Raw genomic sequence first — 25,269 nt, 5'->3', positions numbered from 1 at the left:
TCATTCCTCCCACAACTGGACGGTTTTGATCACGTCACGGCGGTTGGCCTTCTTGCCACCGAACATGTTGGTGTCCGAGCTGCCACTGCAACCGCTGCCGAAGCTGAAGCCACAGCCGGAGCGCTCGGCAAATGCGTCGCTCATGGCATCTTCGCGGTGGGCGCTTGGCACGACGAAACGGTCTTCGTAGTTGGCAATCGCCAGGTAGCGGTACATCTCTTCCACCTGGTTCACGCTCAGGCCAACGTCGGCGAGCACTTGCAAGTCCTGCACGCCATCGACCTGTTCCGAACGCTTGTAGGCGCGCATCGCCAACAGACGCTTGAGGGCATGCTTGACCGGTTTCTCATCGCCGGCAGTGAGCATGTTCGCCAGGTAACGCAGCGGGATGCGCAGGCTGTCGACGTCCGGGATCACCCCGTTCATGCCCACGGTGCCGGCGGCGGCTGCGTTCTGGATCGGCGACAGTGGCGGCACGTACCAGACCATCGGCAAGGTGCGGTATTCCGGGTGCAGCGGCAGTGCGAGTTTCCAATCCACGGCCATCTTGTAGACCGGCGAACGCTGCGCCGAATCGATCACCGACTGCGGCACGCCATCGGCCAGGGCCTGGCGAATCACCGCCGGGTCGTTCGGGTCGAGGAAGATCTCCAGTTGTTTCTCGTACAGGTCCTGCTCGTTGGCGGTGCTCGCCACTTCGCTGATGCGGTCGGCGTCATACAGCAGCACGCCGAGGTAACGGATCCGGCCCACGCAGGTCTCGGCGCAAACGGTCGGCATCCCGGCTTCGATGCGCGGGTAGCAGAAAATGCATTTTTCCGACTTGCCGCTTTTCCAGTTGAAGTAGATTTTCTTGTACGGGCAACCGCTGATGCACATGCGCCAGCCGCGGCATTTTTCCTGGTCGATCAGGACGATGCCGTCCTCCTCGCGCTTGTAGATCGCCCCGCTCGGGCACGACGCCGCGCACGCCGGGTTCAGGCAGTGCTCGCACAGGCGCGGCAGGTACATCATGAAGGTGTTTTCGTACTCGCCGTAGATGTCCGCCTGGATCTTGTCGAAGTTCTTGTCCTTGCGCCGCTTGGCGAACTCGGTGCCGAGGATTTCTTCCCAGTTCGGGCCCCATTCGATTTTCTGCATGCGCTTGCCGGACACCACCGAGCGTGGTCGCGCGGTGGGCTGGTGCTCGCCCAGAGGTGCGGTGTGCAGGTGCTGGTAGTCAAAGTCGAACGGTTCGTAGTAATCGTCCAGGCTCGGCAAGTCCGGGTTGGCGAAGATGTTCGCCAGCACGCGGAACTTGCCGCCGATGCGCGGGTTGATCGAACCGTCAGCGTTGCGGATCCAGCCGCCTTTCCACTTGTCCTGGTTTTCCCACTCCTTGGGATAGCCGATGCCCGGCTTGGATTCGACGTTGTTGAACCAGGCGTATTCCATGCCTTCACGGCTGGTCCAGACGTTCTTGCAGGTGATCGAGCAGGTGTGGCAGCCGATGCATTTGTCCAGGTTCAGGACCATGCCGATTTGTGAGCGAATCTTCATCTCAGTTCTCCTCGATATCAGTCGGCAGTGGACGCGGCAGATCATCGCCACTGGAACCGTCGAGCCAATCGACCTTGACCATCTTGCGCACCACGACGAATTCGTCGCGGTTGCAACCGACCGTGCCGTAATAGTTGAAGCCGTAGGCCTGTTGGGCGTAGCCGCCGATCATGTGGGTGGGCTTGAGCACCACGCGGGTCACCGAGTTGTGGTGGCCGCCGCGGGTCTTGGTGGTTTCCGAGCCCGGCACGTTCACGATCCGTTCCTGGGCGTGGTACATCATCACCATCCCTTCCTTGACCCGTTGGCTGACCACCGCCCGGGCGGTCAGCGCGCCGTTGGCGTTGAAGCATTCGATCCAGTCGTTGTCCTCGATCCCGGCGCGCTGGGCGTCGATCTCCGAGAGCCAGACAATCGGTCCGCCACGGCTCAAGGTCAGCATCAGCAGGTTGTCGCTGTAGGTGCTGTGGATGCCCCATTTCTGGTGCGGGGTGATCCAGTTCAGGACGATCTCGGGCTGGCCGTTGCTGCGTTTGCCTTTCACGCCTTCGATGGTGCGGGTGTTGACCGGTGGCCGATAGCTCATCAGTTGCTCGCCGAACGCCTGCATCCACGGGTGATCCTGGTAGAACTGCTGGCGACCGGTGATGGTGCGCCATGGGATCGACTCATGGACGTTGGTGTAGCCGGCGTTGTAGCTCACGTGATCGTCTTCCAGGCCGGACCAGGTCGGGCTGGAGATGATCTTGCGCGGCTGGGCCTGGATGTCGCGGAAGCGAATCGCTTCGTGCTCTTTCGACACGGCGAGGTGGCTGTGGTCGATGCCGGTGAATTCCGACAGCGCCGCCCAGGCTTTCACCGCGACATGGCCGTTGGTTTCCGGTGCGAGGGACAGGATCACTTCGGCGGCGTCGATGGCGCTGTCGATTTTTGGCCGGCCCTGGCTGATGCCCGCGTCGACTTCCTTGTGGTTCAGCTCACCGAGGAATTTCACTTCGGTGTCGGTGTTCCAGTTGATGCCCTTGCCGCCGTTGCCGAGTTTTTCCAGCATCGGGCCGAGGGAGGTGAACTGCTTGTAGATGTTCGGGTAGTCGCGCTCGACTACTTGCAGGTTCGGCGCGTTCTTGCCCGGTTGCGGCGCCACGCCGGCGCTCTTCCAGTCGGTGCCGCCAAACGGCTGGGCCAGTTCGCCGACGCTGTCATGCATCAACGGCACGGTGACCAAGTCTTTCTCCACGCCGAGGTGGCCGACCGACATGGCCGAAAACGCCTTGGCGATGCCCTTGTAGATTTCCCAGTCCGAACGCGACTCCCAGGCCGGATCGATGGCCGCGGACAGCGGGTGAATGAACGGGTGCATGTCCGAGGTGTTCATGTCGTCTTTTTCGTACCAGGTCGCGGTCGGCAAGACGATGTCGGAATACACGCAGGTCGAGGACATGCGGAAGTCCAGGGTGGTCACCAGGTCGAGCTTGCCGATGGCGCCCTCGTCGACCCATTCGGCCTCGGTAGGCTTGCAGTCGCCGACCTGGCCGATGTCTTCGTTCATCACGCCGTTCTTGGTGCCGAGCAGGTACTTGAGCATGTACTCGTGGCCCTTGCCCGATGACCCGAGCAGGTTGGAACGCCAGATGAACATGTTGCGCGGGAAGTTCACCGGGCTGTCCGGCTGTTCGCAGGCAAAGCGCAGGGAACCGTCCTGCAGCGACTTGACCACGTACTCCTTCGGATCAAGACCAGCGGCGGCGGCATCACGGCAGATGTGCAGCGGGTTGGTGTTGAGCTGTGGCGCGCTGGGCAACCAACCGGCGCGTTCGGCGCGGATGTTGTAGTCCAGGGCGTGCTCGGGGAACTGCGACTTGTCCGCCAGGGGCGAGAGCACGTCGTGCATGCTCATCTTCTCGTGGCGCCATTGCGAACTGTGGCCGTAGAAGAAGCTGGTGCCGTTCATCTGCCGTGGCGGACGGTTCCAGTCCAGGCCGAAGGCCAGGGGCAGCCAGCCGCATTGCGGACGGAGTTTTTCCTGGCCGACATAGTGGGCCCAGCCGCCACCGGTCTGGCCGACGCAACCGCAGAGCATGAGCATGTTGATCAGCCCACGGTAGTTCATGTCCATGTGGTACCAGTGGTTCATCGCCGCACCGACGATGATCATCGAGCGTCCACGGGTCTTGTCGGCGTTGTCGGCGAACTCGCGGGCGATCTGGATCGCCTTCTCGCGGCTCACACCGGTGATCTGCTCCTGCCAGGCCGGGGTGCCGGGCACCGAGGCGTCGTCATAATCCTTGGCGACGTTGGCGCCACCGAGGCCACGGTCGATCGCCAGGTTGGCCGCCGACAGGTCGAACACGGTGGCGACTTTCGCCACGCTGCCGTCGGCCAGCACCACGCTGTGCACCGGCACGCGACGGTATTGCACCGCATCGCCGGCCACGTGCTGGAAGTACTCCTGGGACTCGCCAGCGAAATACGGGAACGCCACTTCGGCGACGTCGCCGCCGATCAGGCTCAGCTTGAGGTCGATGTCGCGGCCTTCGCCGCCTTCACGGGGCAGGATGTTCCACTTGCCCTTCTCGCCCCAGCGATAACCGATGGAACCTTGAGGCGAAACCAGTTCGCCGTTGGCGTCCAGGGCGATGGTTTTCCATTCCGGGTTGTTGTCCTGGCCGAGGTTGTCGGTCAGGTCGCTGGCCCGCAGGAAACGGTCCGGCTGGTAACCCGAACCCGGCGCCACGCCGAGCATCGGCTTGAGCATCACCAGCACCGGCAGGTCGGTGTAGCGCTTGGCGTATTCGGTGAAATAGGCGCTCGGCTTGTCCAGGTGGAATTCTTTGAAGATCACATGGTTGAAGGCCTGGGCCAGCGCGGCGTCAGTGCCCTGCTTGGGGTTGAGCCACAGGTCGGTGAGCTTGGCGACTTCCGAATAGTCGGGGGTGATCGCCACGGTCTTGGTGCCCTTGTAGCGCACCTCGGTGAAGAAGTGGGCGTCGGGGGTACGGGTCTGCGGGACGTTGGAGCCCCAGGCAATGATGTAGTTGGAGTTGTACCAGTCGGCCGATTCCGGCACGTCGGTCTGCTCGCCCCAGACCATCGGCGAGGCTGGCGGCAAGTCGCAATACCAGTCATAGAAGCTCAGGCACACGCCACCGATCAGCGACAGGTAGCGCGAGCCGGCGGCGTAGCTGACCATCGACATGGCCGGGATCGGCGAGAAGCCGACCACGCGGTCCGGGCCGTGTTCCTTGATGGTGTAGACGTTGGCGGCGGCGATGATCTCGTTGACTTCTTCCCAGTTGGAACGGATGAAGCCACCCATGCCGCGCTTGCTCTTGTACGAGTCGGCCTTGGCCTTGTCCTCGACAATGCTCGCCCACGCCTCGACAGGCGGCAGGGTCTGCCGGGCTTCGCGCCACAGCTTGAGCAATGGCTTGCGAATCTTCGGGTACTTGAGCCGGTTGGCGCTGTAGATGTACCAGCTATAGCTCGCGCCACGCGGGCAGCCGCGTGGCTCGTGGTTGGGCAAGTCGTTGCGGGTGCGCGGGTAGTCGGTCTGCTGGGTTTCCCAGGTGATCAGGCCGTTCTTGACGTAGATTTTCCACGAGCACGAACCGGTGCAGTTCACCCCGTGGGTGGAACGCACGATCTTGTCGTACTGCCAACGGGAACGGTAGACGTTCTCCCAGTCGCGGGACTCCTTGCGGGTCTCGCCATGGCCGTCTGAAAACTCGCCTTGCTTGCGGTTGAAGAACCGCAGTTGATCCAGTAAATGACTCACAGTGTCTTCCTCTCAGGCTTGCTCCGCGGGGTCTGCGCCCCGCCCACGCAATATTCGAATTTGTTCAGCAAGGTGTCGCCGCGCCTTTGCGGGCGTACCACCACCAGGTCACCACGATGCAGCTCAGGTAGAAGCCGACGAACATGTAGAAGGCCATCTCCGGGCCGCCGGTCAGGGCCATCGAAGTGCCGAAGGATTTGGGAATGAAGAAGGCTCCGAAGGCGCCCATGGCCGAGCTGAAACCCAGCACCGCCGCGGATTCCTTGCCGGCATTCTTCAGGGCTTGCTCGCGCTGTTCGGGCTTTTTGCCGAGGGCGGCTTTCTCATGCAGGGTGCGGAAGATCACCGGGATCATGCGGAACGTCGAACCGTTGCCCACGCCGGTGGTGATGAACAGCAACATGAACATGCCGAGGAAGCCGTAGAAGCTGCCGCCCTCACCGCCTTTTGGCAGAAAGTGCAGGACACCGAAGACCATCACGATCATCAACACGAAGTTCCACAGGGTCACTTTCGCGCCACCGAGCTTGTCCGCCAGCCAGCCGCCGAGCGGCCGTACCAGGGCGCCCACCAATGGGCCAAGGAAGGCGAATTTAAGGGCGATGACTTCCGGGAACGAGGTCTTGATCAGCAGCGGGAACGCGGCGGAGAAACCGATGAACGAGCCGAAGGTCGCCAGGTACAACCAGCACATCAGCCAGTTGTGCTTGCGCTTGAAAATCACCGCCTGTTCGCTGAACGAAGCCCGGGCGCTGGACAAATCGTTCATGCCGAACCAGGCGATCAGGGTCACGGCCAGGATGAACGGCACCCAGATGAAACCGGCGTTCTGCAACCACAGCGAGCTGCCGTCGGCCAACACCTGCGGCTGGCCGCCCATGAACCCGAACACACCGAAGGAAATCACCAGCGGCACGCAGAACTGCATCACCGACACGCCGAGGTTGCCCAGCCCGGCGTTCAGGCCCAGGGCGGTGCCCTGTTGGGATTTCGGATAAAAGAAGCTGATGTTGGACATGCTTGAGGCGAAGTTGCCGCCGCCGAAACCGCACAGCAGTGCGATCAACACGAACACGCTGTAGGGCGTGGACGAATCCTGTACGGCGAAGCCCATCCACAGTGCCGGGATCAACAGGGATGCGGTGCTCAGGGCTGTCCAACGACGGCCACCGAAAATCGGCACCATGAACGAGTAGAAAATGCGCAAGGTCGCGCCGGACAGCCCCGGCAATGCCGCCAGCCAGAACAACTGGTCGGTGCTGAAGCTGAAGCCGATGGCGTTCAAGCGCACGATCACCGTGCTCCAGACCATCCACACGGCGAAGGCCAACAACAGCGCCGGGATGGAAATCCACAGGTTGCGCCGGGCGGTCTGCTTGCCGCTGCGGCCCCAGAAGGCTGGGTCTTCCGGGCGCCAGTCATGAATGACCGGGCCTTTTTCAGGCGTTTGCAGAACGGACATGTTCTTCTCCTTGGGCAATGCTGGAAAACGGGGATGGGCTGGCCGGCGGTTGTTTACCCAGCAGCGGGCGCTTGCGCACCTCGCTGAGGTACATCCAGATCAACGAGACCCAGACCACGCCGTAGAGCAACATGAAGCAGGACGAGCGCACGCCGGTGAGGTCCACCAGGGCGCCAAACATGATCGGCAGCACGAAACCACCCAGGCCGCCGGCCAGGCCGACGATGCCGGACACCGCGCCCATGTTCTGCGGGTAGTCATTGGCGATGTATTTGAAGACCGAGGCCTTGCCGAACGCGAAGGCGATGCCCATCACGAACAGCAGCACGGTGAAGAGCGTGGCGTTGAGGCCGATGTGGAAATCGACGATGCCGTTGACGGTCTGCACTTGCAGTTGGGTTTGCGGGTAGGACAGCAGGAACAGGCAGATCCAACTCACCCAAAGCACCCACCAAGTCACGCTCTGGGCGCCCCAACGGTCGGACATCCAGCCGCCGACGGCCCGCAGCACGCCGCCCGGCAGGGAGAAACACGCCGCCAGCAGCGCCGCGCTTTGCAGGCTGAAACCGTATTCCTGCACGTAGTACTTAGTCATCCACAACGCCAGGGCCACGTAGCCGCCGAAGACGATCGAGTAGTACTGGCAGTAGCGCCACACCGCAGGATCTTTCAGCGACTTGAGTTGCTCACGCAGCGTCGCGCCGCCGGCACTGCGGTGTTCTTTTTTCTCGGCAGTGAGAAACCAGAACAGCAGTGCCGTGATGAACAGGATCGCGCTGAACACCTTCGGCACCAGGTGCCATGTACCCACCGCGATCAAGGCCGGCGCGAGGAACTTGGTCACCGCGGCACCGGCGTTGCCTGCGCCAAACACGCCCATGGCAAAACCCTGGTTGTGTTTGTCGAACCACTTGGCGACGTAGGCAATGCCCACCGAAAACGAGCCGCCGGCCAGGCCGACGAACAGGCCCAGCACCAGGAACTGCCAGTAAGCCGTGGCCAGGGTGATCAGGTAGAGGGGCAATACGCAGGACAACATCAGCAGGAAAAATACGATGCGTCCGCCGAAGCGGTCAGTGAGCAGGCCCAGGGGCAAGCGCACCAGTGAACCGGTGAGCACCGGCGTGGCGGCCAACAGGCCGAATTGTGTTTCGTTGAGGGCCAGCAGTTCCTTGATCGGAACGCCGAGCACGGCAAACATCATCCAGACCATGAAGCACACGGTGAAGGCCAGGGTACTCATCCCTAGTACCAGCCCTTGTTGCACTTGCGCTCGCATTACGCTGCACCCCAGTCAATTCGTTGAGCGCAGACTAGTGATGCCTACCCCGCGAAAACTTGACCTGGATCAACGAGCGCCAAGGGGGCATTGGCCTATGCTTGGCCCGTCTACCTCCAAGGAGGTAGATCCTGATATCGATAGAACCCTTTGTTTATCAATGTCTTGAGCAAGTCGGCCAAGGCTTTTATGGAAACGGAACGGCCGACAACTCTTTAGAGGTAGTGCGCCCAGGATCGGCTGCAACACCCCACGACCCAGGGCGCGCTTGATGCTCGGTCTACCGATTTTCTCCAGGAGCCAGCGTCCATGATGCGTTGGCTGCGCAGCTCCCTGCCCGCTCGCGCCGGGCTGGCGGTGATCCTCATCGCCATCCTCGCGCTGGCAAGTTCCTTGAGCGCCGGACTGATCGCCTGGTTCAGCCAGGGCGACGCGGCGGCCATCAACACCGCCGGCTCCGTGCGCATGGAGACCTATCACCTGAGCTGGAAACTCGCGGCCGGCGACGCCGATGACATCCCCGCGATCGTCGACAGCTTGCAGCAACGCCTCGACAGCCCGGCCCTGCGCGTGGTGCTGGAAGACGGACCGGAAACCTCGCTGCACAAGAGCTATCGCGACCTCATGCAGCGCTGGAACCAGACCTTGCGCCCCGCCATCGAGCGCGGCGACTCGACGTTTTTCCAAGCGAGCGCCAGCTCCTTCGTCGAGCAACTGGACCAGTTCGTCACCCTGTTGCAGCGCCAGAGCGAACACAAACAAGGCTGGCAACAGGCGATCCAGGGCATCGCGTTGTTCAGCACCATGATCATCCTGCTGATCGGCCTGTATGAATTGCAGTACGGCGTGGTCATGCCGCTGCAAGAACTGGTGGACGCCACCCAGCGTTTTCGCCGTGGCGAATTCCAGGTGCGGGTCAATCACCAGTCCGAGGATGAGCTGGGCCAGTTGGCGACCAGTTTCAACACCATGGCCGAGACCATCGAGGAGTCCCACCGCACCCTCGAAGCCCAGGTGCAGCAAAAGACCCTGAACTTGCAACAGGCCAACGCCGCCCTTGAGTTGCTCTACCAGAGCAGCCGCAGCCTGGCGACACGCCAGGCCAATGCCGAAGGCCTGGATGAGTTGATCCGGCGCTTCCAGCAGCGCCTGCCTGGCCTGCGCCTGACGCTGTGCCTGCAAGGACAGCTACAAGCACCGGCCCGGCACCTGCTGGCCTTGCATGGCGCCGCCAGCCGCCAGGTCTGCGCCACCAGCGATTGCGCCAGTTGCCACAAACACAACGCGGCGCGCCCGCAGGCTTTCAGCATCAGCAACCAGGGCACCGAGCTGGGTGAGCTCAAGGCGCATTTTGTCGACGGCCATGCTGCGCAGCCTTGGGAAATCGCCTTGATCCAGGCCTTGGCGAATTTGATCGGGACAACGTTGTCCCTCAAGCGCCAGCGCGAACAGGACCATCGCCTGCTGCTGCTCGACGAGCGCACCATCATTGCTCGGGAGCTGCACGACTCCCTGGCCCAGGCCTTGTCTTACATGAAGCTGCAAGTCAGCCGCATGCAGACGTTGATGCGTCGCGGCGAATCGGTGCAGACCCTGGAAAACGTCACCGGCGAACTGCGTGAGGGCCTCAACAACGCTTATCGCCAACTGCGCGAATTGCTCACCACCTTCCGTTTGCAGATCCGCGACGACGGGCTGGTGCAGGAACTCAAGGACACTGCCGAGGAGTTCTCCAACCGCGGCGATTTCCATGTGCACCTGTTCATCGACACCCTGGCCTTCGAGCTGTCGGCCAGCGAGCAGATCCACATCCTGCAGATCACCCGCGAAGCCCTGTCCAACTGCCTGCGTCATGCCCATGCCGAGAACGCCTGGCTCGAATTGCGCCAGGAAGGCGAGACCGTGCGCCTGTCCATCGAAGACGATGGCCGGGGCTTCAGCGGCGAAGTGGACCAGCGCGAACACCACGGCCTGAACATCATGAACGAACGCGCCCGCAGCCTGCGCGGCCAACTCGACATACTCTCTCGAACGCCCCAGGGCACCCGTCTCCAGGTGCGCTTCCAACCGGAATTCCTGGGCCATCACTCCGAAGGCATCGCAACATGAACGCCCCTTTGCGCCACACCCTGCTGCTGGTCGACGACCATCCGATGATGCGTCGCGGGATCCGCCAGATGCTCGAACTCGAAGACGATCTGCACATCGTCGGCGAAGCCAGCCACGGCGAAGAAGCCCTCGCGCTGATCGAACCGCTCAAGCCTGACCTGGTGCTGCTGGACAACAACATGCCGCAGATGAACGGCATCGAGACCCTCCGTCGCCTGCGGGCGATGGACTACACCGGCAAGGTCTTGCTGTTCACCGTGTCCGACGCCGAGGACGACATCCGCGACGCCCTGCGCCTGGATGCCAACGGTTACCTGCTCAAGGACATGGAGCCCGAGTTGCTGATCCAATACATCCGTGACGCCCTCAACGGCGCGCTGGTGATCAGCCCCGGACTCACCCGCGTCATGGCCCAGGCCCTGCGCTCGCCTCCGCGCCAAGCCGACGTGGAACTGACCGAACGTGAGCGCCAGGTGCTGAGGACCATCGCGGGTGGCTACAGCAACAAAGTCATCGGCCACAAGCTGGGCATTACCGAAGGCACAGTGAAGGTGCACGTGAAGAACCTGCTGCACAAGCTCGGCTTGCGCTCGCGGGTCGAAGCGGCGGTTTGGGCGATGGAGCATTTGCGTGGGGCGGGCTAATCATTTTGGCCCCCAACACATATCCCGTGGCGAGGGGATTTATCCCCGCTGGGCTGCGAAGCGGCCCCCAAAACCAGACAACTCGGTGTGCCTGGAAGATTGAGTCCACTGCCAGGGCTGCTGTGCAGCCCAACGGGGATAAATCCCCTCGCCACAGATTTGCGCCAGTAGTGAAAACTGGATCGACCGCCTCCCATCCCTCTTCCGAGGTAGGCCTGCCGAGGCATAGGCCGACGGGGTCTTGGGCTCTACCATGACGGCACGCGGAGGTACGCCATGCTGACCCACCCTTCCATCGTTCTACTGTTGCGTCGTCATCACCTGTTCAGCCAATTGCCGGAGCGGGTATTCGAGGACGTGTGCAACCTGGCCGTGCTCAAGCGGCTGCCCTGCAACAGCACGCTGATGCACCAGGGCGATCCCGCCAAGCGGTTTTTCCTGCTGGTCAGCGGCCAGATCAAACTCTTCCGGGTCACCGGCGAGGGCCAGGAAAACCTGGTGGAAATCATCCAGCCCGGACAGACCTTCGCCGAAGCCCTGCTGTTCAGCCAGGCCCGTTGCTACCCGGTCAGCGCCTCGGCGATCAAGGACAGCGTGCTGGTGAGTATCGAGGGCACCCATTACCGCAAGGCCCTGGAAGACCAACCCAAGGTCTGCCTGGCGATCCTGGCGAGCATGAGCATCCATTTGCATCAGCGGCTCAAGGACATCGATAACCTGACCTTGGCCAGCGCCAGTCGGCGGGTGATCAACTTCCTGCTGCAGGAGCGTGATCCGCGTGATGGCCAGGTGGTGTTGCAGGTATCGAAGCGGCTGGTGGCTTCCAAATTGGGAATCCAGCCGGAGACGTTCTCGCGGATTCTTCATCGGTTGGTGGATGGGGGGTTGATTGCCATGGAGCGGCGGCAGATTCGGATCTTGTCCGAGGATGACTTGGAGGCCTATCAGCAGTAGTCGTGAGGCGGACCGAGTTCCCCTGTGGGAGCGAGCTTGCTCGCGAAGGCGGAGCAACAGTCAATGAAGATATCGAATGTACAGGCCTCTTCGCGAGCAAGCTCGCTCCCACAGTGGGGCTGTGGTGTGCATGGAGTTTGGCCGCTGAAGATCCCGTGTGGGAGCGGGCTTGCTCGCGAAGGCGGTGCAACAGTCAATGAAGATATCGAATGTACAGGCCTCTTCGCGAGCAAGCTCGCTCCCACAGTGGGGCGGTGGCGTGCATCGAGTTTGTGGCCGCTGAAGATCCCGTGTGGGAGCGGGCTTGCTCGCGAAGGCGGCATGACCGTCAATGAAGATGCTGACTAGGAACCGGCGATTATCAAAGAGTCGGGGCGCATACCTACCCCATATCCATCAACGCAACCACCTGCGAAAACACCAGCTCCATCTCAGACTCACCGCAATCGACCCCAAACCGCTTGCGCAACCCCAGCTGGCTGAGGATCACATGCACATCCGCCGTCAAACCCTGCAATCGCAGACAAGCCTGCACGCACTGCAACGGACACCCGTCCAACGCAACGATCCGCCGCCCCGAACGCGCCTTGTTGACCAGCGGCGGCACCTGCCCGCCCACCCCGACAATGCATGACATCTCCGCCAGGCCCGCACGGTCCAGGCGCAGCGCAACAGTGTTGGCCAATTGCGCCACGTTCGAGCAACCGGAACACGAATACACCAAGGGAAGCGCGTCAGAACCCTTCATTACGCGGTCGCCAACCCTTTCCCCGCCCGCTCCAGATTGCGCCAGAGCCACGGCGGCAGGACATCCGGGTCAAGACTGTCGATCAGGTTCTTCAGCGCCAGCCCCAACTCGGTGTCGCCCTCGATCACCAACCGCCGCCGAAAGAACAGCGTGTCCGGGTCTTCCTGACGACTGGCCAGCAACAGGAACTCACGCCAGTTGCCGCTGATGGACACCTGCGCCTCGGCCCGTTCGGCGATGCGCAGGCCGTCGCGGCCGAGGGTCAGGTACCAGCACAACTTCAGATCAAGCACCCGCAGACATAACCAACGATCGCGCAGTACCTCGAACCCGCCCTCGCGCAGCGGCTCGGCCAGGCAGCGGTTGAGCGCCTGTTGCAAGGCCAGCCGCTGCACCACGAACGGCACCTTGCCCACCAGCGGCAGCAAGCGATCGGCTCCTTTGAGCACCCACTTCTTCGGACTCAGCACAGGCCCGCCTCCTCTACTTTCAACATGCCGGCATGACCGTGCCAATAACCATTGCAACCGTCGACGAACAGCGGCGGTGCCTCGCCCTGGCGGACCTTGTCGAAGGCCGTGACCACGTCGGCCATGCCTTGGGCGCGCGGGCTGAGGCGCAGCACATCGGCGCCGCAGGCGGCCAGCGCGGGGTAATCGGCGAGCAGGTTCGTCACCTCGCCCGACATCGTCTGGATGCCGTTGAGGGTGAACAATTGCTGCCCTTCCTGGCTGCTCAATGCCAGGCCGTCGGGGTAGTTGATGCAACAGAATTGGCAGTCGTCCTTGGGCCGGTTTTCGGCGCGGGCGGTAAAGCAGCGCGCCGAGTAGGCCAAGGGCAAATGACCGTAGGCGAAGATTTCCACTTCCGGCAGATCACGGTCCATGTCCCGCACTTGTTCCAGCACATCGGCGATCAGCGCCGCCGAGCACTCGACCGGCGGCACCCAACGAATCATGCCGCTGTCGAGCAGTTGCCCCAGGGCGTGGCCGTTGTACAGGTTCAGCGCCGAACCGCCCACGAAAGGCAGTTTGCGTTCGGCCATGAACTGCACGGCGCCCATGTCATTGGCTTCCACCAACACGTCGCCGTTGTCACACAAGCGGCGCAGCGAAGACAGCTCCGAGGCCGCCTCGATCAGCGTCAGGCTCGACAACACGATCTGCGCCTGGCTGCACGCCTGCAGCTCACGCCCCAGGCCCAACCATTGATCCAGCGAGAAGGCCCGGCGTTTCGAGCAGACGGTTTCCCCCAGGTAGATCACGTCCAGCGGCAAGGCCGACATCTCTGCGTAGAAATTTCCCAATTGCGCTTTGTCCCAATAGAACAGGACCGGTCCCAGGCTGAGTTTCATCAGGCCTCCCTCATTGCCATGATCGATGGTACGCGCCCAGGGTGGTCTGGCTGCCTTCGGACAGACCGGCCAGCACCTGGCGCCATTCTTCCCGCACGCGGAAGCGTTGCGGCGCGACCTGATGGGCATCCAGCGCGGCGCGCCAGACCCGGGTCACTTGCTCGACGTAGGCCGGGCTGCGCTGGCGGCCTTCGATCTTCACCGCTTCGACGCCGATGGCCGCCAGTTCCGGCAGCAGGTCGAGGGTGTCGAGGCTGGTGGGTTCTTCCAGGGCGTGGAAGCGCTTGCCGCCCACCAGGAAGCGGCCTTTGCACAATGTCGGATAGCCGGCCGGTTCTTCCGGGGTGTAGCGGTCGATCAGCACTTCGCTCAAGCGGGCGCTCAAGCCATCGGCGTCCTCGCTCCAGCGCACCGCCCTGGCCGGCGAACAGACGCCGCAGAGGTTCGGCGATTCGCCAGTGATGTATGAAGACAAGTGGCAACGGCCCTCGGCCATGATGCACAGGCTGCCGAAACCGAAGACCTCGATCGGCACCGGGCTGCCCGCCGCCACCTGCCGGACCTGGGCCAGGGACAGCACGCGCGGCAGCACGGCGCGACGAATGTCATAGCGCTGCGCGTAGAACGCCAGCGCCGCCGCGTGGGTGGCCGAGCCTTGTACTGAAAGGTGCAGCGCCAAGCGAGGATGGCGCTGGCTGGCGTAGCTGAGTACCCCGGGATCGGCGGCGATCAACGCATCCACGCCGAAATCGGCGGCGCGATCCACCGCACGCTGCCAGCGCTCCCAGCCCTTGGGTTGCGGATATGTATTGACCGCCACGTAGAGTTTGCGTTGGTGCTGGCGGATATGGGCGACCGCTGCGTCGAACTGTTTGTCGTCCATGTTCAGCCCGGCGAAGTGCCGGGCATTGGTGTCATCGCGAAAGCCGACATAAACGGCATCGGCGCCTTGGCGCACCGCCGCTTTGAGGGCTGGCAGATTCCCTGCCGGGCAAACCAGTTGCATGGGGCATCCTCGTGAGGAAACTAAGGGCGCCGCCAGTCTAGCCAGCCAACCGGCGGCGACCTTGACGGCAGTCAATTGCCATCAATGCATCAGGCTCGCGAATGGCAGGTACATCACTGGATCGTGCTTGTGCACTTGAGCATCACGCTCCACCACCGCCAGGCCATCGGCCCAACAGGCCGCCGTCAGCATCGCCGAGCTTTGCTGTGGGTGCAGTTCAACGCACAGATGCCCGTTAACGCCCGCGACCAATCGGGCTCGCAGGTATTGCCGACGGCGGTTGCGCTTCAACCAGTCGAAGCCGGCAGGCACCTGCAGCGGTGTGGGCAGTACGTCCCGCATGCCCTGGGCCCGGAACAGGAATGGCCGCACGACGATCAACGCGGTAATCAGCGCCGCCGAAGGATTGCCCGGCAGGCCAATCCACGGCTTGCCCTCCACGTCACCGAACGCCAGGGGCTTGCCGGGCTGGATCGCCAGGCGCCAGAGATCGATGCTGCCCAAGGCTTCGATGGCGTGCTTGAGGTGATCCTCCTCACCCACCGAGACACCGCCCGAGGTGATCAGCACATCGCATTCGGCCGCGGCCAGGCGCAACGCTTGGCGACTGGCCAATAGCTGGTCGGGCATGACGCCGAAGTCATGGACTTCCAGGCCCCAGCCACGCAACAACGCGGCGAGGCTGTGGCGATTGCTGTTGTAGATCTGCCCCGGCGCCAACGGCTCGCCCGGCTCGCGCAGCTCATCGCCGCTGCTGAGCAAACCCACCTGCAACGGACGAAAGACCTCCACCCGATCGATCCCGGCACCGGCGAGCAATCCCAGTTCCTGGGCCCGCAGCCGCGTGCCGGCACCGAGCAATCGATCGCCCCGGCGCAGCTCTTCGCCTTCCTTGCGAACGTGGTCGCCGCGATTGACCGATGGCAGCCAGACCCGCTCGCCCTCGACCCGGCAGCTTTCCTGCGGCACGACCGTGTCGGCGCCCGGCGGCAACGGCGCACCGGTAAAAATGCGCACGACCCGGCCCGCCGACAGCGGCTCGCCCGGCCCGTCACCCGCGGCGATCCGCCCGGCCAGCGCCAGGTAACCGCCCGCAATGGGCAGGTCCTCGGCGCGCAAGGCGTAGCCGTCCATGGCGCTGTTGTCCCAGGCCGGCAGGTTCATCGGGCACAGGACATCAACGGCCAGCACCCGCGCCAGGGCCTGATCCAGGGCAACTCGTTGCACCGGCGGAGGCGGCGGCGCCTGGTCCAGCAGATGCCGGATCGCCTCATCCACAGGCGTCAATACCCCGCTGTCACACACCTTGCCGCTCATGGGCGTGTCTCGCAGGCTGTTGGTGCGATGCCTTCCTGGGGCTTGAGGTGCGGGGTGAAATTGCACGGCCCGGTGCGCCCGTCCAGTTGCCCGACGAGAATTTTCTCCCAGCCGGTCCGGCAAGCGCCTGGCGAACCCGGCAAGCACACCACCAGCACGCCGTTGCTCATGCCGGCCAACGCCCGTGATTGCAGGGTGGACATGCCGATCTCCGCCAGCGACACCTGGCGGAACAATTCGCCGAAGCCATCGACCTGCTTGTCGAGCAGCGGCGCCACCGCTTGGGGCGTGTTGTCACGCGCGGTGAAACCGGTGCCGCCGGTCATCAGCACCACCTGTACTTTGGGGTCGGCAATCCACTGCGAGACTTGTGCGCGGATCTGGTAGATGTCGTCCTTCACCAGCGCCCGGTCGATCAGGTTATGACCGGCGCTTTGCAGCAGGTCGGCCAGGGTCTGGCCTGATGAATCGGTTTCGAAGGTGCGGGTATCGCTGATGGTCAGTACCGCAATGTTTAGCGGTTGGAAAACGCGTTGGGTCAGATGGGCCATGGCCAGCCGTCCTGTCGGAAAAGATGGCCCAGCCTGAACTGCAATCAATGCCGGGCCTATTCCTCCATGGAGGTACCTCCCTTGGCCGAGCTGCGTAGGAGCTCCTACAAGGCATTCATTCAAGGCGCCAAGCGGCTGCGCTGCCAAACACCGTCGTGCAGCCGGAAATCCAGACGGTCATGCAGACGATCGGCGCGCCCCTGCCAGAACTCGACCCGCTCGGGCCGCAGGCAATAACCGCCCCAATGCTCGGGACGTGGCACCGGTTGATCGGCGAAACGTTGTTCGGTGTCCGTCAGCAAGGCCTCCAGCGCCGCCCGGTTCGTCAGCGGACGGCTTTGCGGCGAAGCCCAAGCGCCGAGACGGCTGGCGACGGAACGGGAATGGAAGTAGGCATCCGACAGTGCCGGATCGAGTTTGTGAACCGGACCTTCGATGCGCACCTGTCGCTCCAGGGCCGGCCAGAAGAACGTCATGGCCGCCCAGGGATTGGTCGTCAGGTCGCGCCCCTTGCCACTCTCATAGTTGCCGAAGAACGAAAAGCCGTCTGCGCTGAAACCCTTGAGCAGCAACACCCGGCAGTGTGGCCGACCCTGCTCGTCCACTGTCGCGAGGGCCATTGCATTGGCTTCCACGGGTGGACTTTCGGTCTCGCGAGCCTGTTGCATCCAGACATCAAACAGCGCCAAGGGATCGTCGGGCGACTGGGCTTCGTCCAGCCCATCGCGGGTGTATTGGCGGCGCATGTTGGCCAGGGAAAGGGGCATGACGGTGATCTCCACTTGGGTTTGGGCCAGTGTGGAGTCGGCTGGGATGGGTGGCCTTGATCGTTGTCAATACCAACTCTTTTGGGGCATGTGCCGGCCCCTTCGCGAGCAAGCCCGCTCCCACAAGGGTTTGTGGTGTTCAGAAAACTGAGGTGATCACAGATCCAGTGTGGGAGCGGGCTTGCTCGCGAAGGCGGCAACCCGGTCTGACAGGCAAATAAAGAAGCCAGCCCCTACTTAAGCCCCAACCGCCGCGCCAACTTATGCAAATTGCTCGGATCAATCTCCAACAACCGCGCCGCCCCCGCCCAATTCTGCCCACAACGCTCCAAGGCCCTGAAGATCGCCTGGCGCTGGCATTCGTCCACCGTGACGCTCAGGGGCCGTAACGGTGCGTCCACCCTTTCCTCTGGCGTATCGATGGCGGCAGCGCTGGCGCTGACGTCCAGATCCAGCACTTGCGGTTCGAGGGTCATGATCACCCCGCGATTGGCGCCACGGCTCAACGCTTTCAGCGCCGCGCGACTGATGACGTGCTCCAGCTCCCGCACGTTCCCCGGCCAACTGTACGCCAGCAACGCCTGTTCGGCCGCCGGCGACAGGCGCAGCCCGCGCAAGCCCAGTCGCGTGCGATTCAATTCGAGAAAGTGCCCGGCCAGCATCAGCACATCGTGGCCGCGTTCGCGCAGCGGCGGGATCGGCACCGGGTAGACCGACAACCGGTGATACAGGTCGGCGCGAAACAGCCCGTCGCGAATGCTGTCGGGCAAGTGCCGGTTGGTCGCGGCGATGATCCGCACGTCAACGTGCAGCGGCTTGTCCGCTCCCAGGCGCTGTATCTCGCCGTTCTGCAAAGTGCGCAGCAACTTGGCCTGCACGCTCAACGGCAACTCGCCGACCTCATCGAGAAACAACGTGCCGCCATTGGCCGCGTCGAAGCGCCCGGCGCGGTCGGTGGTGGCGCCGGAAAACGCGCCTTTGACGTGGCCAAACAACTCGCTTTCGGCCAGGGATTCAGGCAGTGCCGCGCAGTTGACCTGCACCAACGGCTTATGCCCGCGCCGCGAGAGGCGGTGCAGCCGCCGGGCGAACAATTCCTTGCCCACGCCGGTTTCGCCCAGCAGCAACACCGGCAGTTCCGAGTCGGCGAGTACGTCCAGTTCGTTGAGCAATTGCTGCAGTCCTTCGCTGCGGCCAAGGATTTCGCCCTCTTCAGTCGGCAGGCGCAGGTCCGCCGGGTCACTGCGCGACGCCCGCAGGCTACGGTTCTCCTGCTCCAACCGGGTGACGCGCACCGCCGCCTCGATCTGCAAGGTGCAGCGCTTGAGCTCTTCCCGGGCGCGACTGTCGAACGTCCCGGCGTGCAACGCATCCAGGGTGATCGCGCCCCAGAGCTGACCTTCCACGTACAGGCTCACGCCCATGCAGTCGTGCACCGGCAGCGGCTCGCCGACGTGATGAACGAGCAAGCCGTCATACGGGTCCGGCAAACGACTGTCCGGCTCGAACCAGGTCGGCTCGCGCGATGCCATGATTGCTGCCAGGCGCGGGTGCTGGGCGATCACGAATCGCCGGCCCAGTGCTTCGTGGACCAGGCCAACGGTCGCCACCGGCCGGAGGCTGTCCTCGTCCAGGCGCAGCAAACCGACGGCGCCGCTGTTGAAGTATTCGCGCAGGGTCTGCACCAGGCGCTGCAATCGCACCGCATTGGGCAGCTCGACGATCAGGTCGGCGGCCAGGCTTTCACGCAGCATGGTAGTGATGACCCTCCAGGGTTCGTTTGACCCTTCACTGTCAGGGTGACAATCACCCTGCCAAAAACTTATTACTTTATTTTCAACGGGTTGAATCTGGCACGTCGGCTGCAACGTGAGCGGTCATCTGTCCCTCCCGGGATTCAACCCAAGGAAACATGATGAGCCTCGACCTGCTGGAACAAAGCCTCGGCCAACTGGCCTGCGACATTCCCGGTGCTACCCGTACCTTCCATCATTACAGCCTCGATTTCTGCTGTGGCGGGCAAAAATCCTTGCGCGAAGCGGCGCTGAGCAAGGGCCTGAACCCGCTGCTGATCGCCGATGCCCTGCGCACTTTGCAAGCCGCTGGCGAACGCGGCCATGACTGGCGCGATGAACCCCAGGCGCTGTTGATCAGCCACATCCTCGAACGCTACCACGCCCGCCATCGCGAACAACTGCCGGAACTCATTCGCCTGGCACGGCGCGTCGAAACCGTTCATGGCGCACGCGCCAGTTGCCCCAACGGCCTGGCCGATCATCTGCAGGACATGTACCAGGAACTCGAAGGCCACATGCTCAAGGAAGAACAAGTGCTATTCCCGATGCTGCAACGCGGCCTGGGCGAACGCGCCTCGGCGCCGATCCAGGTGCTGCGCTATGAACACGACCAACATGGTGAAGCACTGGAAACCCTGCTCGCCCTGACCGACCAGATCACCCCGCCCGCCGACGCCTGCAACACCTGGCGCGCCCTGTACCGCGGACTGGTGGAGTTTCGCGATGACCTGATGCAGCACATCCACCTGGAAAACAACGTGTTGTTCGTCAATGCGATGAAGCCTGCCCACTGATTTTTCAGCCCCTGCATTACCCCTGTGGGAGCGAGCTTGCTCGCGATAGCGTCAGGTCAGCCAGCCTTGAAGTGACTGATCCACCGCTATCGCGAGCAAGCTCGCTCCCACAGGGTTCGGCGGTGTTTTCTTCAGCTTTAAAACTGCCAATAGAACATCGCCTTCGCCAACACCACGATCAACACCATATGCCCCAGGATACTGCGCCGCAGCCAACACGCCCGGCTCGGTGTCAGCCGGCCGCTCTTGAGCCAGTACGCCAGCCAGACGTAATGCCCGACGATGCTCAGGGCCAACAGGATCTTCAAGCTCAGCAACAGCCCGAAGCTGTTGCTCAACGGCTGGCTCAATGCGCCGCGATGCTGCCAGGCCAGGGCGATGCCGGCGCCATAGAGCACCAGCACCACGCCGTGAAGTACGTGCCTTGAGCGTTGGGCAATCGCCTGATCTACGCCCTCCCTGACCGCCTGCGACAAAGGCCGACGGGCGGCATGCCAGATGAACACCTCGAAGAACAGCGTGCCTATGAAAGCGATGGCCGCCAACAGGTGGGTGATCAGCAAGACCCCATACATTTATCGATTCCCTCCCCGCAGTCGACTCATCCCGGATGCCCATCCACCCGGCTCTTGAGCAGCATCGGCCCATAGCGCCAGGCGTACAGGCCAAACGCCAAGGTCCAGCACACTCCCGCCAGCCATAGCGCGGCGAACGGCAACAGCAGCACCAGCAGCACGCGGCTCAGGCACGCCAGGTTCAACAGGATGAACGCAAGGGTCATGCCCGCCGGTGGTTCGAGGGGGCGCCCGGTATGGCCCAGGCTGACACGGGCGATCATCGCCAGGATCAACCCGGCCATGGCGCCGATGGTCAGGCTGTGCACCGCCAGGCTCGGGTTCACCGGCACGCCGACGTGCCACAGCGCCATGCCCAGGCACGCCACCGCCAGCCAGGCGTAGGCCAGGTGCAGCGACCACAGCAGCGGCACCCGCCACAGGTCCCGGTCATGCCAGCGCACCAGCCGAATCCCGTGGCCCACCGCCAACCCGGCGAACAACAGGCCGACCCAGACGTTGGCCGCCAGCGCCGGACCGAAGGCATACAGCAGCGCCACCAGTGCGGAACCCGCCAGCAACAAGCGATCGAGCCACGGCCAGGGCGCAACACCTTCCACGCGACCGAGGCCACGCTGGGTGAAGAACGGAATCACACGTCCGCCAATCAGCCCCATCATCGCCGCCACCAGCCACAAGCCGGTGAGCACGCTCTGGCGCTGCAAACTTTCGTTGTGCTGGATCAGGCCGTACACCGACAAGCCGTCAGCGGCAGCCAGCAGCAGCAAGACCAACACGATCGGGTAATTGCGTTTCTGCCGCACACGCCACAACGTCAGACCCATCAACGCGGCGACACCCAAGGCGAAAGCCAGCTCCAGGACCGCCAGCAAGGGCAGCGGTGCATCAACCAACCAGGCCAGTCGCGCCCCCAGCCACACCAACGCCAGCGCTGCCAACCGCTTGCCGCTGAGCCCCGGCGTACCCGTCCAGGTTTGCACCGCTGTCAGCAGGAACCCGGCGATGATCGCCAGGCCGAAACCGAACAGCAATTCATGACGGTGCCAGGCCAGCCAGCCACCGGCCGGCTGCCAGGCCGACAATCGCCCGCTGAACACCGCCAGCCACAGCGGCACCACCAGCAGCGCGAGCACGCAGCCGCCCAGGAAGAACGGCCGGAACGCCAGGCGCCACAGCGGTGGAATCGCCATGGCCTTGCGACGATCAAGCACTTGCATACACCACTCCTCAGCCCCCGCCGGAACGCCCGCGAGGTGCGATAAAACCAGGTTCGAATGATCGGTTATCGACGCGCACGAGCCTTGTCTCAGATCAAGCCGGCGCATCGGCAACCGCATGCCTCGGCCAGAAGCTTGCAAAGGGCTTGCCGAACCCATTCGCAACTTGATCGGGAAACCTGTGGGAGCGAGCTTGCTCGCGATGACGATGGATCAGTCGGCACCGATGTTGGATGTTAGTACGCTATCGCGAGCAAGCTCGCTCCCACAGGGAGTGGTCATTTCAACCCCGTCATGGTGATTTCTACCCTTCAAGCCTGGGGTCATTTCTACCCTGCCCAGCCCCAACGTCCCATGAATCAAAGCCCCCAGGAATGGCCCAGCTCTTGCTCAAGCACGGCATCAGCTTCTACTTCCGGGGTCTTCCATGAAATCCGTCGTCCTGCCGCTCACCTGGTTCGTCGTGCTCTCCTGCGTCGTGGCGCTTGCCAGCGGCCTGTCCCTGAGCCTGGTCTGACCCCGATCACTTCTTTGCTATCACAAGGATCCACGCCATGGTGCTCCACCGCGTCCATCACCAGATTCTGCGCAGCCATCACCTGTTCGAGCCACTGAACGAGGAACAGCTCGACGAATTGATGAGCCACAGCCAACTGCTCAACATCGACAAGGGCGATCCGCTGTTTCGCCAGGGTGAACCGGCGCAAGCGTTCTACTTCGTGATCTCCGGGGCGGTGAAAATTTTCCGGTTGACCCCGGACGGCCAGGAAAAAGTCTTCGAGGTGATTGGCGAGCGCCAGACCTTCGCCGAAGCCATGATGCTGATGGACACGCCCAACTACGTCGCCTCCGCCGAAGCCGTGGGCCCGACGCAGCTGTATCGGCTGTCCAACGCCACGTACATGCGCCTGCTGCAAAGCAACAGCCGGCTGACCTTCGCCCTGCTCGGCAAGCTTTGCGTGCGCTTGCACCAGCGGGTCAACGAGATCGAAACCCTGTCGCTGAAGAACGCCACCCACCGCGTGGTGCGCTACCTGCTCACGCAACTGGTGCGTTTGCAAACCGTCGACAGCCAGTTCGAATTGCCCATGGCCAAGCAGTTGATCGCCGGCCACCTGTCGATCCAACCGGAAACGTTTTCGCGGATCATCCGCCGCCTGATCGATGAAAAGATCATCACCCAGGACGGTCGCCAGATCGCCATTCTCGACCGCCCGCGCCTGGAGCAGTTCGAATGAGCGCGCAGCCCACTTGCCTGTACTGCCAACACGCCAATGCCATCAGCCAAACCGAGTGCCGCCAATGCGGCATGCCCCTGCCGGTCGAAGCGGCGCTGGCCGGTGAGCGCCGGCTGCGGCGCTTCACCTGGTTCTGCGTCGGCTTGACGATCTTCTGCATCGTCATGTTCTTCTGGTTGCCGCGCAGCATCGCCTGAATCCTCAATCCTGAGTCAACTGCCGATACAACTGCGGCAACCGCAGCGGCAGTTGCTCGGGCTGGCGAATCAGCGTGTAACCGTTGGCGCCAAACATGTACGGCAGATAATCCCCCGCTTCCCGGTCGATGGTGATGCAGAACGGCGTCAGCCCCTGGCGTCGGGCCTCCAGCACCGCCTGGCGCGTGTCCTCGACACCGTAGCGACCCTCGTAGAGGTCCAGGTCATTGGGCTTGCCGTCACTGATCAACAGCAACAGCTTGCGCCGCCGCTTGCATCCCGCCATGCGCTGGGTAGCCTGGCGGATCGCCGCGCCCATGCGCGTGTAATAACCGGGCTTGAGCCCCTGGATCCGGCCGCGGGTCTGGTCGTCGTAGCGCTGGTTGAAGGCCTTGAGTTCATGCATCCGCACGTTCTGCCGGCGCAAGGAGGAAAACCCGTACAAGGCAAAATCATCCCCCAGTACCGACAAGGTTTCACCGAACAGCAACAGACTGTCGCGGATCACATCGATGACCCGGTGTTCGTCATTGAGGTGGGCGTCGGTGGACATCGACAGGTCGGCTAATAGCAGGCAGGCCAGGTCGCGGCGAGTCTGGCGCTGGTCCATGAACAGCCCGCGTTCACCGCATTGACCGTGCTGGCGCTCGACGTGAAAGTCCAGCCAGGCTTGCAGGTCCAGTTCCGAGCCCTGGGTTTGCTGGCGCAACCATTGGCGATCGTTGCGCAGATGTTCGAACTGGCGACGCAGGCGCTGGGCCGGGCCTCGCAGGCGCAAGGGCAATGGCTGGGGTTCACAGTCACGCGGGACGAAGGTTTGCACGCTGACGAAATCGTCCTGCAGGCGCTGCTTGCGATAGTCCCATTCCGGCAAGAGGATGCCTTCGCCGAGCGGCACGTCATCGACATCCGCCGGTGGCAAGTCCAGGTGCAACTTCAAGCCACCGCCCTTGCGCAGGCGCGTGCGGGAAAGGGTCAGTTGATCGAGGTCCTCTGCGACGCGGGCAGCGTCCGGGTCTTCGCTGTCGTCCGACCAGCGATCCAGGTCCACGTGCTCGGTCCAGCTGAACAGGTTTTCCAGGCGCACGATCAGCAGGCCACCGTCGCGGGTGGTGTCGTCGATGCGTTCGGCGCGCTTGCGACCGCCCTGCTGTTCGCCGGGCGGCGTTGCTAGATATTGCTCGGACTCTTCGAGATCAGCGGCCTGGGGATTGGCCAGATGTTGCGGTGGATACAGCCACAACGGCAACGGCCAGGCCGCCCGTTCGCTGCGGGGGAAATGCTCGACACTGCCCGGCTCGCGTAAGGCTTGGCACAACGCGCGCTCCAGGGCCGCTTCGGCGGGGTTCAGTGATCCAGGGTCGGGGCGCAAGGACAGGTGCGCCTCTACCAATCGTCGGTAACGAGGGCGCAGCGCCGGGTAGCGTTTCAACACGGCCAGGGTCCAGCGCTGGTTGTCCCGCCCCCAATGCCGCATCGGCCCAGACTGCGCGGCCAGCAACGCCAGCCAGCGATACAACTCTTGGTTGAGCTCGACATCGGGAAACGCCGCCAGGCTCGCCGGCAGACGCAGGTTGTCGCCATCGCACCAGGCCAGCGGCACTTGCTTGCAGGTGCCGGCGATCTGCTGCAACAGGTTGCGGCGCAGCAGAAGATCACGGTCGCTGACCGCTTCGACGCCCAGGTGCCGGGCACCGCCCGTGGCGCGAAACAGCACCTGCAGCGAGCGTTGCCGTGGAATCAGCTCGACCCGCGCCTCGGGAAAATCGGCGCTGGCCCGGCGGGTGATGAAACGGTGCCAGACGCTGCCGACCCACTCTTCCAGCTCGAGGGTGAATGCCATGGTTATTTCCTCTTAAGCGGAACCCATTGTGGCGAGGGGATTTATCCCCGCTGGGCGGCGAAGCAGCCCCAGAAATGTCTGCTACTGCGGTGTTTCAGACAGAA

At 63.2% G+C, this 25,269-nt stretch carries 21 protein-coding genes; 6 read left to right on the top strand and 15 right to left on the bottom strand.

Features of this window, described 5'->3' with window-relative positions; translation table 11 throughout:
• The 4 genes from narH to KSS97_RS14545 form a co-directional block, all read right to left on the bottom strand.
• Nucleotides 1–1,539: a nitrate reductase subunit beta gene (narH, locus tag KSS97_RS14560; RefSeq protein ID WP_217859432.1), complete on the bottom strand. Its 1,539-nt coding sequence runs from the start codon at nt 1,537–1,539 to the stop codon at nt 1–3.
• Nucleotide 1,540: 1 nt separating this feature from the next.
• Nucleotides 1,541–5,314, bottom strand: a complete 3,774-nt coding sequence (locus KSS97_RS14555) for a nitrate reductase subunit alpha (RefSeq protein WP_217859431.1) — start codon at nt 5,312–5,314, stop codon at nt 1,541–1,543.
• A gap of 64 nt (nt 5,315–5,378) precedes the next feature.
• A complete protein-coding gene (locus KSS97_RS14550; RefSeq protein ID WP_030137651.1) occupies nt 5,379–6,776 on the bottom strand; it encodes a NarK family nitrate/nitrite MFS transporter in 1,398 nt (465 codons plus the stop codon).
• A complete protein-coding gene (locus KSS97_RS14545) occupies nt 6,754–8,055 on the bottom strand; it encodes an MFS transporter (RefSeq protein ID WP_030137652.1) in 1,302 nt (433 codons plus the stop codon). Before KSS97_RS14545 ends, KSS97_RS14550 begins: the two co-directional genes overlap by 23 nt.
• Nucleotides 8,056–8,364: 309 nt before the next feature.
• Between KSS97_RS14545 and KSS97_RS14540 the strand changes: the two genes are divergently transcribed.
• The 3 genes from KSS97_RS14540 (at nt 8,365) to KSS97_RS14530 (ending at nt 11,762) form a co-directional block, all read left to right on the top strand.
• Entirely contained in the window at nt 8,365–10,164 is a 1,800-nt protein-coding gene (locus tag KSS97_RS14540) for a HAMP domain-containing protein (protein ID WP_217859430.1), read from the top strand.
• Entirely contained in the window at nt 10,161–10,808 is a 648-nt protein-coding gene (narL, locus tag KSS97_RS14535; protein WP_217859429.1) for a two-component system response regulator NarL, read from the top strand. The genes KSS97_RS14540 and narL overlap by 4 nt, the downstream gene beginning before the upstream one ends.
• Before the next feature lie 276 nt (nt 10,809–11,084).
• Nucleotides 11,085–11,762 carry a Crp/Fnr family transcriptional regulator gene (locus tag KSS97_RS14530; RefSeq protein WP_030137655.1) on the top strand — a complete coding sequence of 226 codons (678 nt, stop codon included), beginning with the start codon at nt 11,085–11,087 and terminating at the stop codon, nt 11,760–11,762.
• 382 nt (nt 11,763–12,144) lie between these two features.
• Here KSS97_RS14530 and KSS97_RS14525 read toward each other — a convergent pair whose 3' ends face one another.
• From KSS97_RS14525 to norR, 8 genes are all read right to left on the bottom strand, one after another.
• A complete protein-coding gene (locus KSS97_RS14525) occupies nt 12,145–12,510 on the bottom strand; it encodes a putative zinc-binding protein (protein ID WP_217859428.1) in 366 nt (121 codons plus the stop codon).
• Nucleotides 12,510–12,980: a ubiquinone anaerobic biosynthesis accessory factor UbiT gene (gene ubiT, locus KSS97_RS14520; RefSeq protein ID WP_030137657.1), complete on the bottom strand. Its 471-nt coding sequence runs from the start codon at nt 12,978–12,980 to the stop codon at nt 12,510–12,512. The genes KSS97_RS14525 and ubiT overlap by 1 nt, the downstream gene beginning before the upstream one ends.
• Nucleotides 12,974–13,864 carry a U32 family peptidase gene (locus KSS97_RS14515; RefSeq protein WP_217859427.1) on the bottom strand — a complete coding sequence of 297 codons (891 nt, stop codon included), beginning with the start codon at nt 13,862–13,864 and terminating at the stop codon, nt 12,974–12,976. Before KSS97_RS14515 ends, ubiT begins: the two co-directional genes overlap by 7 nt.
• 10 nt (nt 13,865–13,874) lie before the next feature.
• Nucleotides 13,875–14,870 carry a ubiquinone anaerobic biosynthesis protein UbiU gene (gene ubiU, locus KSS97_RS14510; RefSeq protein ID WP_217859426.1) on the bottom strand — a complete coding sequence of 332 codons (996 nt, stop codon included), beginning with the start codon at nt 14,868–14,870 and terminating at the stop codon, nt 13,875–13,877.
• Nucleotides 14,871–14,951: 81 nt separating this feature from the next.
• Nucleotides 14,952–16,187 carry a molybdopterin molybdotransferase MoeA gene (locus tag KSS97_RS14505; RefSeq protein WP_217859425.1) on the bottom strand — a complete coding sequence of 412 codons (1,236 nt, stop codon included), beginning with the start codon at nt 16,185–16,187 and terminating at the stop codon, nt 14,952–14,954.
• Complete coding sequence (gene moaB, locus KSS97_RS14500) at nt 16,184–16,738, bottom strand: molybdenum cofactor biosynthesis protein B (RefSeq protein WP_030137661.1); 555 nt, start codon at nt 16,736–16,738, stop codon at nt 16,184–16,186. Before moaB ends, KSS97_RS14505 begins: the two co-directional genes overlap by 4 nt.
• A 119-nt stretch (nt 16,739–16,857) precedes the next feature.
• Nucleotides 16,858–17,505, bottom strand: a complete 648-nt coding sequence (pdxH, locus tag KSS97_RS14495) for a pyridoxamine 5'-phosphate oxidase (protein WP_030137662.1) — start codon at nt 17,503–17,505, stop codon at nt 16,858–16,860.
• A 233-nt stretch (nt 17,506–17,738) separates the two neighbouring features.
• Entirely contained in the window at nt 17,739–19,259 is a 1,521-nt protein-coding gene (gene norR / locus KSS97_RS14490; protein WP_217859424.1) for a nitric oxide reductase transcriptional regulator NorR, read from the bottom strand.
• Between the two features lie 161 nt (nt 19,260–19,420).
• Here norR and ytfE point away from each other — a divergent pair, with 161 nt between their 5' ends.
• Nucleotides 19,421–20,095 (top strand): iron-sulfur cluster repair protein YtfE, encoded by a 675-nt coding sequence (gene ytfE, locus KSS97_RS14485; RefSeq protein ID WP_030137664.1) that lies wholly within the window; start codon nt 19,421–19,423, stop codon nt 20,093–20,095.
• Between the two features lie 137 nt (nt 20,096–20,232).
• On the opposite strand, the gene KSS97_RS14480 is transcribed toward ytfE, so the two are convergent.
• Entirely contained in the window at nt 20,233–20,670 is a 438-nt protein-coding gene (locus KSS97_RS14480; RefSeq protein WP_030137665.1) for a membrane protein, read from the bottom strand.
• 26 nt (nt 20,671–20,696) lie between these two features.
• Nucleotides 20,697–21,887, bottom strand: coding sequence for an NnrS family protein (locus KSS97_RS14475; protein WP_217859423.1), 1,191 nt, complete (start codon nt 21,885–21,887; stop codon nt 20,697–20,699).
• Nucleotides 21,888–22,441: 554 nt separating this feature from the next.
• On the opposite strand from KSS97_RS14475, the gene KSS97_RS14470 reads away from it, so the two are divergent.
• Together KSS97_RS14470 and KSS97_RS14465 are read left to right on the top strand one after the other, a co-directional pair.
• Nucleotides 22,442–23,125: a Crp/Fnr family transcriptional regulator gene (locus KSS97_RS14470; RefSeq protein WP_030137667.1), complete on the top strand. Its 684-nt coding sequence runs from the start codon at nt 22,442–22,444 to the stop codon at nt 23,123–23,125.
• Nucleotides 23,122–23,322, top strand: a complete 201-nt coding sequence (locus KSS97_RS14465) for a protein DnrP (RefSeq protein ID WP_217859422.1) — start codon at nt 23,122–23,124, stop codon at nt 23,320–23,322. The genes KSS97_RS14470 and KSS97_RS14465 overlap by 4 nt, the downstream gene beginning before the upstream one ends.
• 4 nt (nt 23,323–23,326) lie before the next feature.
• Here KSS97_RS14465 and KSS97_RS14460 read toward each other — a convergent pair whose 3' ends face one another.
• On the bottom strand, nt 23,327–25,165 hold the full coding sequence (locus KSS97_RS14460; RefSeq protein ID WP_217859420.1) for a nitric oxide reductase activation protein NorD: 1,839 nt from the start codon (nt 25,163–25,165) through the stop codon (nt 23,327–23,329).
• Nucleotides 25,166–25,269 lie beyond the last annotated feature (104 nt).

The sequence above is a fragment of the Pseudomonas alvandae genome, assembly GCF_019141525.1.
Lineage (GTDB): Bacteria > Pseudomonadota > Gammaproteobacteria > Pseudomonadales > Pseudomonadaceae > Aquipseudomonas > Aquipseudomonas alvandae.
The sequence above is the reverse complement of the archived record's forward strand: the minus strand, read 5'-3'. Positions and strand labels throughout refer to the sequence as shown.

Bases quoted from the DNA above. Each gene is read 5' to 3' on its own strand.
- narH (WP_217859432.1), bottom strand. From the start codon at position 1,539: ATGAAGATTCGCTCACAAATCGGCATGGTCCTGAACCTGGACAAATGC.
- KSS97_RS14550 (WP_030137651.1), bottom strand. From the start codon at position 6,776: ATGTCCGTTCTGCAAACGCCTGAAAAAGGCCCGGTCATTCATGACTGG.
- KSS97_RS14545 (WP_030137652.1), bottom strand. From the start codon at position 8,055: ATGCGAGCGCAAGTGCAACAAGGGCTGGTACTAGGGATGAGTACCCTG.
- KSS97_RS14540 (WP_217859430.1), top strand. From the start codon at position 8,365: ATGATGCGTTGGCTGCGCAGCTCCCTGCCCGCTCGCGCCGGGCTGGCG.
- narL (WP_217859429.1), top strand. From the start codon at position 10,161: ATGAACGCCCCTTTGCGCCACACCCTGCTGCTGGTCGACGACCATCCG.
- KSS97_RS14530 (WP_030137655.1), top strand. From the start codon at position 11,085: ATGCTGACCCACCCTTCCATCGTTCTACTGTTGCGTCGTCATCACCTG.
- KSS97_RS14525 (WP_217859428.1), bottom strand. From the start codon at position 12,510: ATGAAGGGTTCTGACGCGCTTCCCTTGGTGTATTCGTGTTCCGGTTGC.
- KSS97_RS14515 (WP_217859427.1), bottom strand. From the start codon at position 13,864: ATGAAACTCAGCCTGGGACCGGTCCTGTTCTATTGGGACAAAGCGCAA.
- ubiU (WP_217859426.1), bottom strand. From the start codon at position 14,870: ATGCAACTGGTTTGCCCGGCAGGGAATCTGCCAGCCCTCAAAGCGGCG.
- KSS97_RS14505 (WP_217859425.1), bottom strand. From the start codon at position 16,187: ATGAGCGGCAAGGTGTGTGACAGCGGGGTATTGACGCCTGTGGATGAG.
- moaB (WP_030137661.1), bottom strand. From the start codon at position 16,738: ATGGCCCATCTGACCCAACGCGTTTTCCAACCGCTAAACATTGCGGTA.
- pdxH (WP_030137662.1), bottom strand. From the start codon at position 17,505: ATGCCCCTTTCCCTGGCCAACATGCGCCGCCAATACACCCGCGATGGG.
- norR (WP_217859424.1), bottom strand. From the start codon at position 19,259: ATGCTGCGTGAAAGCCTGGCCGCCGACCTGATCGTCGAGCTGCCCAAT.
- ytfE (WP_030137664.1), top strand. From the start codon at position 19,421: ATGAGCCTCGACCTGCTGGAACAAAGCCTCGGCCAACTGGCCTGCGAC.
- KSS97_RS14480 (WP_030137665.1), bottom strand. From the start codon at position 20,670: ATGTATGGGGTCTTGCTGATCACCCACCTGTTGGCGGCCATCGCTTTC.
- KSS97_RS14475 (WP_217859423.1), bottom strand. From the start codon at position 21,887: ATGCAAGTGCTTGATCGTCGCAAGGCCATGGCGATTCCACCGCTGTGG.
- KSS97_RS14470 (WP_030137667.1), top strand. From the start codon at position 22,442: ATGGTGCTCCACCGCGTCCATCACCAGATTCTGCGCAGCCATCACCTG.
- KSS97_RS14465 (WP_217859422.1), top strand. From the start codon at position 23,122: ATGAGCGCGCAGCCCACTTGCCTGTACTGCCAACACGCCAATGCCATC.
- KSS97_RS14460 (WP_217859420.1), bottom strand. From the start codon at position 25,165: ATGGCATTCACCCTCGAGCTGGAAGAGTGGGTCGGCAGCGTCTGGCAC.